General features: G+C 74.6%; 1 protein-coding gene (running past one end of the window). It reads left to right on the plus strand.

Annotation, left to right across the window (positions count from 1 at the left end):
* On the plus strand, positions 1–20207 hold the 5' portion of the coding sequence (locus O1G21_RS33940; protein ID WP_270149102.1) for a type I polyketide synthase. 10195 nt of this gene lie beyond the right edge of the window; only the first 20207 of its 30402 coding nucleotides appear in the window; it begins with the start codon at positions 1–3; its stop codon lies beyond the right edge, outside the window.

Below are 20207 nucleotides of genomic sequence, written 5' to 3' on the forward strand. Positions count from 1 at the left end.
ATGGCCAGCACCTCCGAGGACAAGCTCCGCGACTACCTCAAGAAGGTCACCGCGGACCTGCGGCGCACCAAGCTGCGCCTGGAGTCCGTCGAGGCGAGGGACGCCGAGCCGATCGCGATCATCGGGATGGCGTGCCGCTTCCCCGGCGGTGTCCGGACCCCGGAGGACCTCTGGCGGCTCGTCGCCGACGGCGCCGACGCCATCGGCGACCTCCCCGAGGACCGCGGCTGGGACACCGGGAACCTCTACGACCCCACGCCCGGCACACCCGGCAAGAGCTACGTGCGCCACGGCGGGTTCCTCGACGGCGTCGCCGACTTCGACGCCGAACTGTTCGGCATCGCCCCGCGCGAGGCGCTCGCGATGGACCCGCAGCAGCGACTCCTCCTCGAATCGGCCTGGGAAGCCGTCGAGCGGGCCCGGATCGCACCCGCCGCCCTGCGCGGCAGCGACACCGGCGTGTTCATCGGGGGCGCGGACACCGATTACGGCTCCCTCGCGCGACAGACCGAGGAGACCGAGGGGCACCTCCTCACCGGTGGGGCCGTGAGCGTCCTGTCCGGCCGCATCGCCTACACCCTCGGGCTGGAGGGCCCGGCCGTCACCGTCGACACCGCGTGCTCCTCCGCCCTGGTCGCCCTCCACCTCGCGGTCCGCGCGCTGCGCGCCGGCGAGTGCTCGATGGCCGTCGCCGGCGGCGTCGCCGTCATGCCCACCACCCGCCTGTTCACCGAGTTCTCCCGTCAGCGCGGCCTCGCCCCCGACGGCCGCTGCAAGCCCTTCGCAGAAGCCGCGGACGGCACCTCGTGGGCGGAGGGCGTCGGCGTGCTGCTGGTCGAGCGGCTCTCGGACGCCCGACGCCTCGGCCACGAGGTCCTCGCCGTCGTCCGGGGCACCGCCGTCAACCAGGACGGCGCCAGCAGCCGCCTGACCGCCCCCAACGGGCCCTCCCAGCAGCGTGTCATCCGGGCCGCGCTCGAGAACGCCCGTCTCACCCCCGACCAGGTCGACGCCGTGGAGGCGCACGGCACCGGTACGACCCTCGGCGACCCGATCGAGGCCCAGGCCCTGCTCGCCACCTATGGCCAGGACCGGCCCGCCGACCGTCCGCTCTACCTCGGCGGCGTCAAGTCGAACATCGGCCACGCGCAGGCGGCGGCCGGCGTCGCGGGCGTGATCAAGACGGTCATGGCGCTTCGCGCCGGCCTGCTGCCGGCCACCCTGCACATCGACGAGCCGTCCTCGCACGTGGACTGGACGGCGGGTGCCGTCGAACTGCTGGCGGAGGCCCGCGACTGGCCGGAGACCGGGCGGCCGCGCCGGGCAGGCGTCTCGGCGTTCGGCATCAGCGGGACCAACGCGCACGTCGTGCTGGAGCAAGCGGACGAGGCCGTGGCGGCGGAGCCGGAGGCGGCTGCCCCGGCGCCGGCCGTCATGCCGTGGGTGCTCAGCGGACGCACGCCGGACGCGTTGCGCGCCCAGGCCGCCCGCCTGCGCGAGGCCGCGGCGGGCCTGCCGGTCGCGGACGTCGCGGCGGCGTTGGCGGCGAGCCGGTCGATGCTCAACCACTCTGCCGTGGTGGTCGGTTCGGACCGGGACGAGCTGTTGCGCGGGCTCGACGCGCTGGCGGCGGGCTCGGGCGGGGGCGTCGAAGGCGCGGTTCGGGGTGGCGGGACGGCGTTCCTGTTCTCGGGGCAGGGGTCGCAGCGGCTGGGGATGGGGCGGGAGTTGTACGCCCGGTTCCCGGTGTTCGCCCGGGCCTTCGACGAGGTGTGCGCGGAGCTGGATCCGGCCTTGCGCGAGGTGGTGTGGGGTTCGGACGCGGAGCTGCTGAACCGGACCGCGTATGCCCAGGCGGGGTTGTTCGCGGTGGAGGTGGCGCTGTACCGGCTGGTTGAATCGTTGGGTGTCCGCGTCGAGTTCGTGGCGGGGCACTCGATCGGTGAGGTGGTGGCGGCGCATGTCGCCGGGGTGTTCTCGCTCGCTGATGCCTGCGTCCTGGTGGCCGCCCGTGGTCGGCTGATGCAGGCGCTGCCGGCGGGTGGTGCGATGCTGGCGGTGCAGGCGACGGAGGAGGAAGTCCTGCCGCTGCTGGGCGAGTTCGTCTCGATTGCCGCCGTCAACGGCCCGACGTCCGTCGTGGTGTCCGGCACGGAGGAGGCCGTTGACGCGGTCCGCGCGCACTTCGCCGACCGGAAGACGACGCGGCTGCGGGTCTCGCACGCGTTCCACTCGCCGCTGATGGACCCGATGTTGGAGGACTTCCGTTCCGTTCTCGACGGGCTGACGTACCGGGCCCCTGCGATCCCGCTCGTCTCCAACCTGACCGGTGCCCTGGTCGAAGGCGTTCAGGGACCGGAGTACTGGGTGCGCCACGTCCGCGAGGCCGTCCGTTTCGCCGACGGGATCCGCACTTTGGAGGCCGCGGGTGTCACCCGCTTCCTGGAGCTCGGCCCCGACGGCGTCCTGACGGCGCTCGCGGCGTCCTGCCTCTGCGACGACGCCGTCCTCGCCCCCGTTCTCCGCAAGGACCAGGCCGAGGACACGAGCGTTCTGACCGCCCTGGCCCGCCTGCACGTCACCGGCGCCCGCGTCGACTGGACCGCCCTCTTCGCCGGCACCCCCGTCCGCCCGGTCGACCTGCCGACCTACGCCTTCCAACGCCGCCGCTACTGGCCCGTCACCGCCGCCACGACCGCCGGCGACCTCGGCGCCGCGGGCCTCGGCGCCGCCGACCACCCGCTGCTCTCCGCCTCGCTCGAACTCTTCGACGACGACGGCCTGTTGTTCAGCTCCCGGTTGTCCTGCCGGTCCCACCCGTGGCTCGCCGACCACGTCGTGCGCGGCAACGTCCTGCTGCCCGGCACCGCGTTCCTCGAACTGGCCGTCCGCGCCGGGGACGAGGCCGGCTGCGACCGCGTCGAGGAACTCACCCTGGCCGCGCCGCTCGTCCTGCCCGAGCACGCGGGCGTCCAGCTTCAGCTGCGCGTCGGCGCGGCCGACGAGACCGGCCGCCGCACCTTCACCATCGCCTCCCGGCCCGAGGGCGCCGACGGCAGGGCCTGGGACCAGCACGCGACCGGCGTCCTGGCCACGGGGGAGACGCGCTCCGCGTTCGACACGTCCGTCTGGCCGCCGGCCGGCGCCGAGGCGGTCGACCTCACCGGGCTGTACGAAGGCATGGCCGACGGCGGCTACGCGTACGGCCCGGTGTTCCAGGGCCTGCGGGCGGCCTGGCGGCGCGGGGACGACATCTTCGCCGACGTCGCCCTGCCGGACGGCACCGAGGGCGCGGGCTACGGCCTGCACCCGGCCCTGCTCGACGCCGCCCTGCACGTGACGGCCGTCAACGGGCTGCCGCACGGCGTCGTGCCGTTCTCGTGGGAGGACGTGTCGCTGCACGCCTCCGGCGCGTCCTCGGTGCGCGTGCGCGTCACCCGGACCGGCGAGGAGTCCGTCGCGGTGGCGGTCGCCGACGCCGAGGGCCTGCCGGTGGCGTCGGTGGGGTCGCTGGCCCTGCGCGCGGTGTCGGGCGGCGAGCCGGTGGCGGCTCGGGACGGGCTGTTCCGGGTCGACTGGGTGCCGGTGAAGGCGTCCGTCGCGCCGGAGTTCGTCGAGGTGACCTCCCTGGCCGAGGTGCCGGCGGACGTGCCGCCGGTCGTGGTGATCCGGCCGGCGGACGGCGACGTGCACACGGGGACGGCCCGAGCGCTGGAGCTGGTGCAGGGCTGGCTGGCGGAGGAGCGTTTCGCCGGGTCTCGCCTGGTCTTCGTGACGCGCGGTGTGGTGGTGGGCGAGGACCTGCCGGGCGCAGCTGCGTGGGGTCTGGTGCGGTCGGCGATGTCGGAGGAGCCGGGCCGGTTCGGACTGGTGGATCTGGCGGGTTCCGAGGAACTGCCCTCCGAGGCCCTGGGGTTGGACGAGCCGCAGCTGCTCGTCCGCGACGGCGAGGTCCTCGCGGCCCGGCTCGTTCGCGCCGAGCCGACGGGCGAGCCGGTCGTCTGGACCGGCGAGGGCACGGTTCTGGTCACCGGTGGCACGGGCGGCCTGGGCCGGGTCGTGGCCCGGCACCTGGTGGCCGAGCACGGGGTGCGTGATCTGCTGCTGGTGAGCCGCCGTGGTGGGGATGCCGAGGGCGTCGGGGAGCTGCTGGCGGAGCTCGGGGCCGGGGCGAAGGTCGAGGCGTGCGATGTCGCCGACCCGGCGGCGGTGGCGGACCTGTTCGCCCGGCACGAGATCCGTGCGGTCGTCCACACGGCCGGCGTGCTCGACGACGGCGTGGTCGGGTCTCTTACCGCCGAGCGCGTCTCGGCCGTCCTGCGCCCGAAGGCGGACGCGGCGTGGAACCTGCACGAGGCCACGAAGGACCGCGAGCTGGCGGCCTTCGTCCTGTTCTCCTCCGTCTCCGGCGTCTTCGGCGGCCCCGGCCAGGCCGCCTACGCGGCGGGCAACGCCTACCTGGACGCGCTGGCCGTCCACCGCCGCTCGCTCGGCCTGCCCGCCGTCTCGCAGGCCTGGGGCCCGTGGACCCGCGACGGCGGCATGATCGGCACGCTCGCCGACGTCGACCTGCACCGCATCGCCCGCTCGGGCATGCCGGAGCTCACCCCCGCCGAGGGCGCCGCCCTGTTCGACGCCTCGCTCGCGGCGGGTGAGCCCGCGGTCCTGCCCGTCCGCTTCGACCTGGCCGCGCTGCGCGCCCAGGACTCGGTGCCGGTTCTGCTGCGCGGACTGGTGCACAGCCGGGTCCGGCGCGCGGCGGTCGCCGGCACGGCCGCCTCGGCGGGCCTGGCACAGCGGTTGTCCGGCCTGACCGCCGACGAGCGGCGGGCGACCGTCCTGGAGCTCGTGCGCGACCGGATCGCCGTGGTCCTCGGTCACGAGGGCGGCTCGGTCGTCGACCCGTCGCGGGCGTTCCAGGACCTCGGCTTCGACTCGCTGACGGCGGTCGAGCTGCGCAACCGGCTCAAGGCGGTGACCGGTCTCCAGCTCCCGGCCACCGTGGTGTTCGACTACCCGACGGCGAACGCGCTGGCCGGCTGCGTCCTGGAGGGCCTGTTCGGCACGGAGAAGGCCCAGGAACTCCCGGCCGTGCTCCCGGTGCTGTCGGACGACCCGGTGGTCATCGTCGGCATGGCCTGCCGCTATCCGGGCGGCGTCGAGTCGCCCGAGGACCTGTGGCGGCTGGTGGCCGACGGCGTGGACGCGGTGTCCGACTTCCCGGAGAACCGCGGCTGGGACCTCGACTCGCTCTACAACGAGGACCGGTCCGTCCCCGGCACGTCCTACACCCGGCGCGGCGCGTTCCTGCACGACGCCGGGGAGTTCGACCCCGAGTTCTTCGGCATGAGCCCGCGCGAGGCGCTGGCGACGGATGCGCAGCAGCGCCTGCTGCTGGAGACGTCGTGGGAGGCGTTCGAGCGGGCCGGCATCGATCCGGCGACGCTGCGCGGCAGCCGGACCGGAGTCTTCGCGGGCGTGATGTACGCGGACTACGCGAGCCTGCTGGGCGGCGGTGAGTTCGAGGGCTACCAGGGCAGCGGCAGCGCGGGCAGCGTGGCGTCGGGCCGCGTCTCGTACACGCTGGGCCTGGAGGGTCCGGCGGTGACGGTGGACACGGCGTGCTCATCGTCGCTGGTGGCGATGCACCTGGCGGCGCAGGCGCTGCGCGGCGGTGAGTGCTCGCTGGCGCTGGCCGGTGGCGTGACGGTGATGTCGACGCCGAACACGTTCGTGGAGTTCTCGCGCCAGGGCGGCCTGTCGGCCGACGGCCGGTGCCGTTCGTTCGCGGAGGCGGCGGACGGCGTGGGCTGGGGTGAGGGCGTCGGCGTGGTGGTGCTGGAGCGCCTGTCGGACGCCCGCCGCAACGGGCACACCGTCCTCGCGGTTCTGCGGGGGAGCGCGGTGAACCAGGACGGCGCGTCGAACGGGCTGACCGCGCCGAACGGGCCTTCGCAGCAGCGGGTGATCCGTCAGGCGCTGGCGAGTGCCGGGTTGTCGGCCGCCGAGGTCGACGCGGTGGAGGCGCACGGCACGGGCACGACGCTCGGTGACCCGATCGAGGCCCAGGCGCTGCTCGCGACCTATGGCCAGGACCGTGAACTGCCGCTGCTGTTGGGCTCGATCAAGTCGAACATCGGGCACGCGCAGGCGGCGGCCGGCGTCGCGGGCGTGATCAAGATGGTGTTGGCGATGCAGCACGGCGTGCTGCCGCGCACGCTGCACGTGGACGCGCCCTCGTCGCACGTCGACTGGACGGCCGGCGCCGTCGAGCTGCTCACCGAGTGCACGGACTGGCCGGTCACCGGTCACGCGCGTCGCGCGGGTGTGTCGTCCTTCGGGATCAGCGGGACCAACGCCCACGTCATCCTGGAACAGGGTGAGCCAGAGGTCGTGCAGGACGCCGCGGTGGTGGGAGCGATGCCCTGGGTGGTATCCGCGAAGTCCGAAGCGGCGCTGGACGCCCAGGTCGCGCGACTCGCGGAGCTCGGTGAACTCCCCGCTGCTGATGTGGCGTTCACCCTGGCCGGGCGGACGGCGTTCCCGCACCGCGCGGTGCTCGTGGACGGCGTCGAGCTCGCCCGGGGGATCGCGGGCGAGGGCGGGACGGCGTTCCTGTTCTCGGGGCAGGGGTCGCAGCGGCTGGGGATGGGGCGGGAGTTGTACGCCCGGTTCCCGGTGTTCGCCCGGGCCTTCGACGAGGTGTGCGCGGAGCTGGATCCGGCCTTGCGCGACGTGGTCTGGGGTTCGGACGCGGAGCTGCTGAACCGGACCGCGTATGCCCAGGCGGGGTTGTTCGCCGTCGAGGTGGCGCTGTACCGGCTGGTTGAATCGTTGGGTGTCCGCGCCGAGTTCGTGGCGGGGCACTCGATCGGCGAGGTCGCGGCTGCGTACGTCGTCGGGGTGTTCTCGCTGGCGGACGCCTGCGCACTGGTGGGCGCCCGTGGTCGGCTGATGCAGGCGCTTCCTGTGGGTGGTGCGATGCTGGCGGTGCAGGCGACGGAGGAGGAAGTCCTGCCGCTGCTGGGCGAGTTCGTCTCGGTTGCCGCCGTCAACGGCCCGACGTCCGTCGTGGTGTCCGGTACGGAGGAGGCCGTTGACGCGGTCCGCGCGCACTTCGCCGACCGGAAGACGACGCGGCTGCGGGTCTCGCACGCGTTCCACTCGCCGTTGATGGACTCGATGTTGGAGGACTTCCGTTCCGTTCTCGACGGGCTGACGTACCGGGCCCCTGCGATCCCGCTGGTCTCCAACCTGACCGGTGCCCTGGTCGAAGGCGTTCAGGGACCGGAGTACTGGGTGCGCCACGTCCGCGAGGCCGTCCGTTTCGCCGACGGGATCCGCACTTTGGAGGCCGCGGGTGTCACCCGCTTCCTGGAGCTCGGCCCCGACGGCGTCCTGACGGCGCTCGCGGCGTCCTGCCTCTGCGACGACGCCGTCCTCGCCCCCGTTCTCCGCAAGGACCAGGCCGAGGACACGAGCGTTCTGACCGCCCTGGCCCGCCTGCACGTCACCGGCGCCCGCGTCGACTGGACCGCCCTCTTCGCCGGGACCGGCGCCCGCGCCGCGAACGTGCCCACCTACGCGTTCCAGCGCCGGAACCACTGGCCGGCCGTCACCCTCGCCCGCGGCGGCGACGTCCGGCTCGCGGGCCTCGGCGCCGCCGAGCACCCGATGCTCGGCGCGGCCGTCGAGCTCGTCAACACGGACGGCTACCTGTTCACCGGTCGGCTGTCGGCCCGCTCGCACGGGTGGCTGGCGGACCACGTCGTCATGGGCTCGGTCGTGGTGCCGGGCACGGCGCTGCTCGAGCTGGCGGTGCGCGCGGGAGACGAGGTCGGTTGCGACCTCGTCGAGGAGCTGACGCTCGCCGCGCCGCTCGTCCTGCCCGAGCGGGGCGTTGTGCGGGTGCAGGTGTGGGTCGGCGAGCCGGACGCCTCCGGGCGGCGTGCGCTCACCGTCCACGGCCGGCCGGACGACGTGGACGGGACGGACTGGACCCTCCACGCCACCGGTGTGCTGGGAGCGGGCGTGACGCACGCGCCGTTCGAGGCTGCGGTGTGGCCGCCGGCCGGCGCCGAGGCGGTCGACCTGACCGGGCTGTACGAGGGCCTGGCGGAGGCCGGGTTCGGCTACGGCCCGGCGTTCCGGGGGCTCGGCGCGGCGTGGCGGCGCGGGGACGAGGTCTTCGCGGAGGTCGCCCTGCCCGAGGGCACCGACGGCGGCGGCTTCGGCCTGCACCCGGCACTGTTCGACGCCTGCCTCCACGCGTTCGCGCTGACCGGGTCCGAGGAGCGCGGGGTGCCGTTCGCGTGGGGGGACGTGGCTCTGCACGCGTCCGGCGCGTCGGTGGTGCGGGTGCGGCTGACCCCGGCGGCGGGCGGCGGGGTGTCGCTCGCGATCGCCGACACCGAGGGGCGCCCGGTGGCGTCGGTGGGGTCACTGGCCGTGCGGCCGGTGACGGCGGACGACGCGGTGGCGACTCGGGACGCGTTGTTCCGGGTGGACTGGGTGTCGGTGAAGGCGTCTGTCGCGCCGGAGTTCGTGGTGGTCGGGTCGCTGGCGGAGGTGTCGGAGGTCGTTCCGCCGGTGGTGGTGGTCGAGATGGCCGTGGATGAGGTGCACGCGGGGACGGCGCGTGTGTTGGAGCTGGTGCAGGGGTGGCTGGCGGAGGAGCGTTTCGCCGGGTCTCGTCTGGTGTTCGTGACGCGTGGCGTGGTGGCGGGTGAGGACCTGCCGGGTGCTGCGGCGTGGGGTCTGGTGCGGTCGGCGATGTCGGAGGAGCCGGGCCGGTTCGGTCTGGTGGATCTGGCGGGGTCGGAGGAACTGCCGTCGGAGGCCTTGGGCCTGGAGGAGCCGCAGCTGCTCGTCCGTGACGGTGAGGTGTTCGCGGCGCGCCTCGCCCGGATGGAGACGCCGGTGGAAACGGTGGCGTGGCCGGCCGAGGGCACGGTTCTGGTCACCGGTGGCACGGGCGGCCTGGGCCGGGTCGTGGCCCGGCACCTGGTGGCCGAGCACGGGGTGCGTGATCTGCTGCTGGTGAGCCGCCGTGGTGGGGATGCCGAGGGCGTCGGGGAACTGCTGGCGGAACTCGGGGCCGGGGCGAAGGTCGAGGCGTGCGATGTCGCCGACCCGGCGGCGGTGGCGGACCTGTTCGCCCGGCACGAGATCCGTGCGGTCGTCCACACGGCCGGCGTGCTCGACGACGGCGTGGTCGGGTCCCTGACCGCCGAGCGCGTCTCGGCAGTCCTGCGCCCGAAGGCGGACGCGGCGTGGAACCTCCACGTGGCCGCTGGGAACGTCGAGACCTTCGTCCTGTTCTCCTCCGTCGCCGGTACGTTCGGCAGCGCCGGCCAGGCCGCCTACGCGGCGGGCAACGCCTACCTGGACGCGCTGGCCGTCCACCGCCGCTCGCTCGGCCTGCCCGCCGTCTCCCTCGCCTGGGGCCCGTGGACCGACGTGGCCGGCATGACCGGCACCCTCACCGACGCGGAGGCCCAGCGCATCGCCCGGCTCGGTCTGCCGGTCATCGCCCCGGACCAGGGCGTCGCGCTCTTCGACGCGGCGCTCGCCACCGGTCACCCGGCCGTGCTGCCGGTCCGCCTCGACCTCTCGGCGATGGCCGCGCAGGGTGAGGTGCCCGCGCTGCTGCGCGGTCTGGTGCGGAGCCGGGTGCGGCGCGCCGCCGTCGCCGGTTCGGCCGGGGCGGCCGGCCTGGCGCAGCGGCTGTCGGGCCTCGGCGGCGACGAGCGGCGGGCGGCCGTCCTGACCCTGGTGCGCGACCAGATCGCGCTGGTGCTGGGACACGAGGCCGGCTCGGCGGTCGATCCGTCGAAGGCGTTCCAGGACCTCGGCTTCGACTCGCTGACGGCGGTCGAGCTGCGCAACCGGCTCAAGGCGGTGACCGGTCTCCAGCTCCCGGCCACCGTGGTGTTCGACTACCCGACGGCGAGCGCGCTGGCCGGCTTTCTGCTGGAGGGGCTGTTCGGCACGGAGAGCGTCGTCCACGTTCCCGAGGCGCTGCCGTCGGTGTCGGACGACCCGATCGTGATCGTCGGCATGGCCTGCCGCTATCCGGGCGGCGTCGAGTCGCCCGAGGACCTGTGGCGGCTGGTGGCCGACGGCGTGGACGCGGTCTCCGGCTTCCCGACGAACCGCGGCTGGGACATCGCGAACCTCTACGACCCGGACCCGGAGCACATCGGGACGTCCTACACGCGCTCCGGCGGATTCCTGCACACGGCAGGGGATTTCGATCACGAGTTCTTCGGCATGAGCCCGCGCGAGGCGCTGGCGACGGATGCGCAGCAGCGCCTGCTGCTGGAGACGTCGTGGGAGGCGTTCGAGCGGGCCGGCATCGATCCGGCGACGCTGCGCGGCAGCCGGACCGGAGTCTTCGCGGGCGTGATGTACGCGGACTACGCGAGCCTGCTGGGCGGCGGTGAGTTCGAGGGCTACCAGGGCAGCGGCAGCGCGGGCAGCGTGGCGTCGGGCCGCGTCTCGTACACGCTGGGCCTGGAGGGTCCGGCGGTGACGGTGGACACGGCGTGCTCATCGTCGCTGGTGGCGATGCACCTGGCGGCGCAGGCGCTGCGCGGCGGTGAGTGCTCGCTGGCGCTGGCCGGTGGCGTGACGGTGATGTCGACGCCGAACACGTTCGTGGAGTTCTCGCGCCAGGGCGGCCTGTCGGCCGACGGCCGGTGCCGTTCGTTCGCGGAGGCGGCGGACGGCGTGGGCTGGGGTGAGGGCGTCGGCGTGGTGGTGCTGGAGCGCCTGTCGGACGCCCGCCGCAACGGGCACACCGTCCTCGCGGTTCTGCGGGGGAGCGCGGTGAACCAGGACGGCGCGTCGAACGGGCTGACCGCGCCGAACGGGCCTTCGCAGCAGCGGGTGATCCGTCAGGCGCTGGCGAGTGCCGGGTTGTCGGCCGCCGAGGTCGACGCGGTGGAGGCGCACGGCACGGGCACGACGCTCGGTGACCCGATCGAGGCCCAGGCGCTGCTCGCGACCTATGGCCAGGACCGTGAACTGCCGCTGCTGTTGGGCTCGATCAAGTCGAACATCGGGCACGCGCAGGCGGCGGCCGGCGTCGCGGGCGTGATCAAGATGGTGCTGGCGATGCAGCACGGCGTGCTGCCGCGCACGCTGCACGTGGACGCGCCCTCGTCGCACGTCGACTGGACGGCCGGCGCCGTCGAGCTGCTCACCGAGTGCACGGACTGGCCGGCCACCGGTCACGCGCGTCGCGCGGGTGTGTCGTCCTTCGGGATCAGCGGGACCAACGCCCACGTCATCCTGGAACAGGGTGAGCCAGAGGCCGTGCAGGACGCCGCGGTGGTGGGAGCGATGCCCTGGGTGGTATCCGCGAAGTCCGAAGCGGCGCTGGACGCCCAGGTCGCGCGACTCGCGGAGCTCGGTGAACTCCCCGCTGCTGATGTGGCGTTCACCCTGGCAGGGCGGACGGCGTTCCCGCACCGCGCGGTGCTCGTGGACGGCGTCGAGCTCGCCCGGGGCGCGGCCGCCGAAGGCAAGAGTGCGTTCCTCTTCTCCGGTCAGGGATCGCAACGGCTCGGCATGGGAGAGGAGTTGCATGCCCGCTTCCCGGTGTTCGCCGACGCCTTCGACGCCGTCTGCGCAGCACTGGACGAGCACCTCGACCGGCCCCTCCGAAGCATCGTGTGGGGCGAGGACCAGGAACTGCTGAACCGGACCGTCTACGCCCAGGCCGGGCTGTTCGCCGTCGAGGTGGCGCTGTACCGGCTGGTCGAATCGTTGGGTGTGCGGGCGGAGTTCGTGGCCGGGCATTCGATCGGTGAGGTGGCCGCGGCGCACGTGGCCGGGGTGTTCTCGCTCGCCGATGCGTGTGCGCTGGTGAGCGCCCGCGGCCGGCTGATGCAGGCGCTTCCTGTGGGTGGTGCGATGCTGGCCGTGCAGGCGACGGAGGACGAAGTCCTGCCGCTGCTGGGCGACTTCGTGTCGATCGCGGCGGTCAACGGCCCGCGCTCGGTCGTCGTCTCGGGGACGGAGGAGGCCGTCGCCGCCATCGAGGCCCACTACGCCGACCGCAAGTCGAACCGCCTGCGCGTCTCGCACGCCTTCCACTCGCCGCTGATGGACCCGATGCTGGAAGACTTCCGCGAGGTCCTCAGCGGGCTCACCTACAACGCCCCGTCGATCCCGCTGGTCTCCAACCTGACCGGTGCCCTGGACGGGGACTTCACGACCCCCGACTACTGGGTGCGCCACGTCCGCGAGGCCGTCCGCTTCGCCGACGGCGTCCGCACCCTCCACGAGGCCGGCGTCCGCCGCTACCTCGAACTCGGCCCCGACACCGTCCTCACCGCCCTCACAGCCGGCGCCCTGCCCGACGGCGAGGTCGAAGCCGTCCCGGCGCTGCGCCGCGGCCGCGCCGAGGAGCGGACCTTCGTCGACGCCCTCGCCCGCCTCCACGTCCACGGCGCCACGGTCGACTGGGCCCCCCTGTTCGTCGGCACCGGCGCCCGCAGGATCGACCTGCCGACGTACGCCTTCCAGCGCACCCGCTTCTGGCCCGCGCCCCTCGTCGCCCGTGGCGGCGACGTCCGCTCCGCCGGGCTCGGCGCCAGCACGCACCCGCTGCTCGGCGCGGCGGTCGAACTGGCCGACGAGGACGGGCTGGTGCTCACCGGGCGCCTGTCGACGGCCGCGTTCCCCTGGCTGGCCGATCATGTCGTCCAGGGTACGGTCCTGCTCCCCGGCGCCGGCCTGCTCGAACTCGCCCTGCGGGCCGCGGCCGAGGTGGGCTGCGACCAGGTGGAGGAGCTGACCCTGGCGGCACCGCTGGTGCTGCCCGAGCAGGGCGCGCTCCAGCTCCAGCTCCGCGTGGGAACACCGGACGCCACCGGGCGCCGCGAGCTCACGGTCCACACCCGCCCGGACGGGGAACCGGACGCCGGGTGGGTCCAGCACGCGGCCGGTTCGCTGGCCGTCGGCGGAGCCATGGAGGCGGAGGCCTTCGGCGTCTGGCCGCCGGCCGACGCCGAGGCACTGCCGGTGGAGGGCGCCTACGAGCGGATGGCCGAGGCCGGGTTCGGCTACGGCCACGCGTTCCGGGGCCTGCGGGCCGCCTGGCGGCGCGGCGACGAGCTGTTCGCGGACGTCGAGCTCCCCGAGGACGTCGAGGCCGACGGCTTCGGCCTGCACCCGGCGCTCCTCGACGCGGCCATGCACGTCGCCATCGTCGATGCCGGGAGTGACGACACCGTGGTCCCGTTCGCGTGGACGGGCGCCGCACTGCGCGCCGTCGGCGCGCCGGCCGTACGGGTGCGCCTGCTCCGGCTCGACGGCGGGCTGCGGCTCGACCTCGCCGACCCTGCCGGTGCCCCCGTGCTGACGGTGGCCTCCGTGAAGGGCCGGGCGGTCTCGGCTCAGCAGCTGGGCTCGGCCGACCCGCTGTACGCGGTCGAGTGGGCGGAGCTGCCGGCCGCCACTGAGGCGGCCGCGCAGTGGACGGCCTGGGACGCCCTGCCCGCCGAGGGGCCGGCTCCCGAGACCGTCGTCCTGGACTGCGCGAGCCTGGTCGCCCCGGACGGCGACGTTCCGGCGGCCGTACGCGAGATGACGCAGCAGGTGCTGCGCGTGGTGCAGGCGTGGCTGGCGGAGGAGCGGTTCGCGGCGTCGCGGTTGGTGGTGGTGACGCGGGGGGCGGTGGCCTTTGGTGGGACCGAGGCGGTGGATCTGGCGCAGGCTCCGGTGTGGGGTCTGGTCCGGGCGGCGCAGGCGGAGAACCCGGGTCGCTTCGGTCTGCTGGACACCGACGGGGAGGTGATCGTCACCGCCGAGCCGGAGGCGGCCGTGCGTGGCGGGGCCGTTCACGTCCCGCGTCTGGTCCGGCTCCCGCAGTCGGAGGGTCCGCTGCCGGTCGGCGTGGGTGACACGGTGCTGATCACCGGCGGCACGGGCGGTCTGGGGGCCGTCGTGGCCCGGTACCTGGCCGCGGAGTGCGGCGTGCGCAGCCTGGTGCTGACGAGCCGTCGCGGCCTGGAGGCGCCGGGCGCGGCCGAGCTGGTGGCGGAGCTGTCCGCCCTCGGCGCCGTCGCCGACGTGCGCGTCTGTGACGTGGCGGACCGCGAGGCGGTGGCCGCTTTGGTCGACGCGATCCCCGGCCTGTCCGCCGTGATCCACGCCGCTGGCGTTGGTGACAACGGCCTGGTCGGTGCACTCACGCCCGAGCGCATCGACGCCGTCCTGGCCCCGAAGGCCGATGGCGCCTGGTATCTGCACGAGCTGACGAGCCACCTGGACCTGACCGCCTTCGTCCTCTTCTCCTCGGCCGGTGCCCTGGTGCTGACCGCCGGCCAGGGCAACTACGCGGCGGCGAACGTCTTCCTCGACGCCCTCGCAGCCCACCGCCGCGCCGCCGGCCTGCCCGCCACGTCCATGGCCTACGGCTTGTGGGACGTCGGCGCCGGCCTCGGCCGCGACCTCGCGGACGTCGACCGGGTGCGGATGGCCAGCCAGGGCGTCCCCGTGCTCGACCACGCGACCGGCCTCGCCCTCTTCGCCACCGCCCTGCGCAGCGAGCGCCCCGCCGTCGTCCCGATCCGGGTCGACGCGGCCGCCCTGCGCGCCCGCACCGACGAGGTCCCCGCGCTCCTGCGCGGCCTCGCCGCACTGCGCCGGCGCGCCGAGCTGCCCACGAGCGGCCGCGCGGCCGAGACCGGCCTGGCCGGGCGCCTCGCCCGGCTGGGGGAGGGCGAGGGCCGGCACCTGGCGCTGGAGCTCGTACGGGCGGAGGTGGCCGCCGTGCTCGGCCACGCCTCCGCCGAGGCGATCGCGCCCGAGCGTGCGTTCCAGGAGCTCGGCTTCGACTCCCTCGCCGCGACCGACCTGCGCAACCGCCTCAACAAGCGCACCGGCCTGCGCCTGCCCGCCACGCTCGCCTTCGACTTCCCGAACGCCCGGGCCGTCGCCGCGCACCTCGTCGACCTGGCCGGCGCGGGCACGGAGACGACGCCGACGACCGGCACCGCCGTCCGCCCCCACACCGCCGACGAGCCGATCGCGATCGTCGGCATGGCCTGCCGCTACCCCGGCGGCGCGACCACGCCCGAGGAGCTGTGGCGGCTGCTGGCCGACGGCGTCGACACCGTCACCGGCCTGCCGACCGACCGCGGCTGGGACATCGAGCACCTCTACGACCCCGAGCCCGGCAAGGAGGGACGCAGCTACACCCGCCACGGTAGCTTCCTGCACGACGCCGGCGACTTCGACCCCGGGTTCTTCGGCATCTCCCCGCGCGAGGCCCTCTACATGGACCCGCAGCAGCGGCTCCTCCTGGAGACCTCGTGGGAGGCGCTGGAGCGGGCCGGCATCGACCCGCTGTCCCTGCGCGGCAGCCGGACCGGCGTCTTCGCGGGCGTCATGTACCACGACTACGCGCTCAACACGAACCCCTCCGGTACCAGCGGCGGCAGCGTCGTCTCCGGCCGGGTGTCCTACACCCTGGGCCTGGAGGGTCCGGCGGTGACCGTCGACACGGCCTGCTCCTCCTCGCTCGTCGCCCTGCACCTGGCGGTCCAGGCGCTGCGCACCGGCGAGTGCTCGCTGGCCCTCGCGGGCGGCGCGACGGTGATGTCGACGCCGGGCATGTTCATCGAGTTCTCGCGGCAGCGGGGGCTGTCGGCGGACGGCCGCTGCAAGGCGTTCGCCGGTGCCGCGGACGGCGTCGGCTGGTCCGAGGGCGTCGGCGTGCTGCTCGTCGAGCGGCTGTCCGACGCGGAGCGCAACGGCCACCGGGTGCTCGCGGTGATCCGCGGTACGGCCGTCAACCAGGACGGCGCGAGCAACGGCTTCTCGGCGCCGAACGGGCCGTCGCAGCAGCGGGTGATCCGTCAGGCGCTGGCGAACGCAGGGCTGTCGGCCGCCGACGTGGACGCGGTGGAGGCGCACGGGACCGGCACGACGCTCGGTGACCCGATCGAGGCGCAGGCGCTGCTGGCGACGTACGGGCAGGAGCGTGAACTGCCGCTGCTGCTGGGCTCGATCAAGTCGAACATCGGGCACGCGCAGGCGGCGGCCGGCGTGGCCGGCGTGATCAAGATGGTGCTCGCGATGCAGCACGGCGTGCTGCCGAAGTCGCTGCACATCGACCGGCCCTCGCCGCACGTCGAGTGGTCGGAGGGCGCGGTCGAGCTGCTGGCCGAGGCGCGGGACTGGCCGGCGACCGGCCGTCCGCGCCGGGCGGGCGTGTCCGCCTTCGGGATCAGCGGGACCAATGCGCACGTGATCGTGGAACAGGGCCCGGATCCGGTGGCCGGACCAGTCGCTGTCGAGCGGGAGGTGGGCACGCTGCCGTGGCTGCTCGCCGCGGCGACGCCGGAGGCCCTGCGGGTGCAGGCCGAGCGCCTGGCGGATCTCGTCGGTGCCCGGCCCGAGCTCGCCGTGCTCGACGTGGCCCACTCGCTGGTCGCGACGCGGCCGGCGCTGGAGCACCGCGCGGTGCTGCTCGGCGCGGACCGCGCGGACCTGCTGGCCGGGCTGAAGGCACTGGGCCGGGGCGAACTCGCCCCTGGCGCGGCAGTCTCGTCCGCCCGGGCTGGTGGGGCGACGGCGTTCCTGTTCTCCGGTCAGGGCTCGCAACGGCTCGGGATGGGTCGGGAGTTGTACGCCCGGTTCCCAGTGTTCGCCCGGGCCTTCGACGAGGTGTGCGCTTCGATGGACCTGCCGCTGCGGGACGTGGTGTGGGGTGCGGATGCGGAGCTGCTGAACCGGACGGAGTACGCCCAGACGGCGCTGTTCGCCGTCGAGGTCGCGCTGTTCCGCCTCGTCGAATCGCTGGGCCTCCGGGCGGAGTTCGTGGCCGGGCACTCGATCGGTGAGGTGGCTGCGGCGCACGTGGCCGGGGTGTTCTCGCTGACGGACGCCAGCACGCTGGTGAGCGCCCGCGGCCGCCTGATGCAGGCGTTGCCGTCCGGTGGTGCGATGCTGGCGGTGCAGGCGACGGAGGACGAAGTCCTGCCGCTGCTGGGTGAGTTCGTGTCGATCGCGGCCGTGAACGGTCCGAGGTCGGTCGTGGTTTCGGGCGCGGAGGACGCCGTGGCGGCGATCGAAGCGCACTTCGCCGACCGCCGGACGAGCCGCCTGCGCGTCTCGCACGCGTTCCACTCGCCGTTGATGGACCCGATGCTGGCGGACTTCCGTTCCGTTCTCGACGGACTGACGTACAACGCTCCTTCGATCCCGCTGGTCTCCAACCTCACTGGCGCCCTGGACGGGGACTTCACGACCCCTGACTACTGGGTGCGCCACGTCCGCGAGGCCGTCCGCTTCGCCGACGGCGTCCGCACCCTCCACGAGGCCGGCGTCCGCCGCTACCTCGAGCTCGGCCCCGACACCGTCCTGTCGGGCCTGGTGCAGGGCGTCCTGGACGACCCGACGGCCGCCGGCACGTGCGTCGTGCCCGCCCTGCACGCGGATCGCGACGAGGAGGCGGGCCTGGTCGGCGCGCTCGGCCGGCTGCACGCGGCCGGGGCCGAGGTGGACTGGTCCGTCCTCTTCGCCGGCACCGGGGCCCGGACGGTGGACCTGCCCACCTACGCGTTCCAGCGCCGCCGCTACTGGCTCGACGCGACGACCCCGCTCGGCGACCTGGGCGCGGCCGGCGTGAGCGCCTTCGAGCACCCGCTGCTCGGCGCGGCCGTCGACCTGTCCCACGCGGACGGGTTCCTCCTCACCGGTCGGTTGTCGCTGGACTCGCACCCGTGGCTGGCCGACCACCAGGTCCTGGACACCGTCCTCGTGCCGGGCGCGGCGCTGGTCGAGCTCGCCCTGCGGGCCGCGGCCGAGGTGGGCTGCGAGCTGCTGGAGGAGCTGACGCTGGCGGCACCGCTGGTGCTGCCCGAGCACGGCGCCGTCCAGCTGCACGTGCGGGTCGGCGGCCCGGACGCCTCGGACCGGCGGGAGGTCACCATCCGTTCGCGCCTGGACGGGGATCCGGACGCCGGATGGGTCCAGCACGCGGCCGGTTCGCTGGCCGTCGGCGGAGGCGTGGAGGCGGAGGTCTTCGAGGTCTGGCCGCCGGTCGGCGCGGAGGCGCTGCCGGTGGAGGGCGCGTACGAGCGGATGGCGGAGGCCGGGTTCGGCTACGGCCCGGTGTTCCAGGGCCTTCGGGCCGCCTGGCGGCGCGGAGACGAGCTGTTCGCCGAGGTCGCGCTGCCGGAGGGCGTCGAGGCCGACGGCTTCGGTGTGCACCCGGCGCTGCTCGACGCGGCCATGCACGCCGCGATCCTGGCCGGTGGGGGCGAGCGGGAGACGGTGATCCCGTTCGCGTGGACCGGCGTGACCCTGTCGGCCGTCGGCGCGTCGGGGGTGCGGGTGCGGATCGTCCGCCTCGGCGACGGCGGGCTGCGGCTCGACCTCGCCGACCCGGCCGGCGGCCCGGTGCTGGCCGTGGCCTCCATGGTGGGCCGGGCGGTCTCGGCGGAGCAGCTGGGTTCGGTCGACCCGCTGTACGGGATCGAGTGGGCGGAGCTAGCCCACTCGTCCGCCGCGGAAGCCTCCTGGGCGAGCTGGGACAAGGTCGCACGGTCCTCGGAGCCGGTGCCCGGTGTGGTCGTGCTCGACTGCGGCGGCTTCGTGGGCACCGAGGACGTCCCGAGCGGTGTCCGCGCGAACGTCCACGCCGTGCTGGAGGTCCTCCAGGCGTGGCTGGCGGAGGAGCGGTTCGCGGCGTCGCGTCTGGTGGTGGTGACGCGGGGTGCGGTGGCCTTCAGTGAAGGCGACCCCGTGCATATGGCGCAGGCTCCGGTGTGGGGTCTGGTGCGGTCCGCGCAGGCGGAGAACCCGGGGCGCTTCGGTCTGCTGGACACGGACGGGGACATCGTCGTCACCGCCGAGCCGGAGGCGGCCGTGCGTGCCGGAGCCGTCCACGTTCCACGTCTGGTCCGCCTGCCGCAGTCGGAGGGTCCGCTGCCGGTCGGTGCTGACGACACGGTGCTGATCACCGGCGGCACCGGTGGCCTGGGTGCTGTCGTGGCGCGCTACCTGGCCGCGGAGTGCGGTGTTCGGAGCCTGGTGCTGACGAGCCGTCGCGGCCTGGAGGCGCCGGGTGCGGTGGAACTGGTGGCGGAGTTGTCCGCCCTCGGCGCTGCCGCTGCGGTCCGGGCCTGTGACATGGCGGACCGCGAGGCGGTGGCCGCTTTGATCGACGCGATCCCCGGCCTGTCCGCAGTGATCCACGCGGCCGGTATCGGTGACAACGGCCTGGTCGGCGCACTCACCCCCGCCCGGATGGACACCGTCCTGGCCCCGAAGGCCGATGGCGCCTGGTATCTGCACGAGCTGACGAGCCACCTCGACCTGACCGCCTTCGTCCTCTTCTCCTCGGCCGGTGGCCTGGTGCTGACCGCCGGCCAGGGCAACTACGCGGCTGCGAACGTCTTCCTCGACGCCCTCGCCGCCCACCGCCGCGCCGCCGGCCTGCCCGCCACGTCCATGGCCTACGGCATGTGGGATGTCGGCGCCGGCCTCGGCGAGCAGCTCCTGGAGCTCAACCGCAACCGCATGGCCGCCCAGGGCGTCCCGCCGCTCACCCGCGAGGCCGGACTGGCGCTGTTCGCCGCCGGTCTGCGCAGCGAGCGCGCCGCCGTCGTCCCGGTCCGGGTGGACACCGCCGCCCTGCGCGCCCGCACCGACGAGCTCCCCGCGCTGCTGCGTGCCCTCGTCCCGGCCGCCCGCCGCACGGCGGCCCACGCCGCTCCATCGGCCGCGCCGGTCGACGGTCTCGCGGCCCGGCTCACCGGGCTGACGGAGTCGGACCAGCGGCGGATCGTCCTCGACCTCGTCCGGGAGCAGGTGGCCGGGCTGCTCGGCCACGCCTCGGGCGACGCGATCGAGCCCGACCGCGCGTTCCAGGAGCTCGGCTTCGACTCCCTCGCCGCGACCGACCTGCGCAACCGGCTCAACACCCGCACTGGCCTGCGTCTGCCCGCGACCCTCGCCTTCGACCACCCGAACGCCGAGGCGGTGGCGGACCTCATCGTCACCGAGCTGGGCGCGCGGACCGCCGCTGCGAGCGGTGAGGCGTCCCGCGCCGAGGCCGACCTGCGCGCCGCGCTGCAGTCGATCCCGACCCGCCGCCTCCGGGACGCGGGCCTGGTCGACGCCCTGCTCGACCTCGCCGACGACCGGGTCCGCTCCGCCGACGCGGAGACGGACGGCCCGGCGGC

The organism is Kitasatospora cathayae (assembly GCF_027627435.1).
Classification (GTDB): domain Bacteria; phylum Actinomycetota; class Actinomycetes; order Streptomycetales; family Streptomycetaceae; genus Kitasatospora; species Kitasatospora cathayae.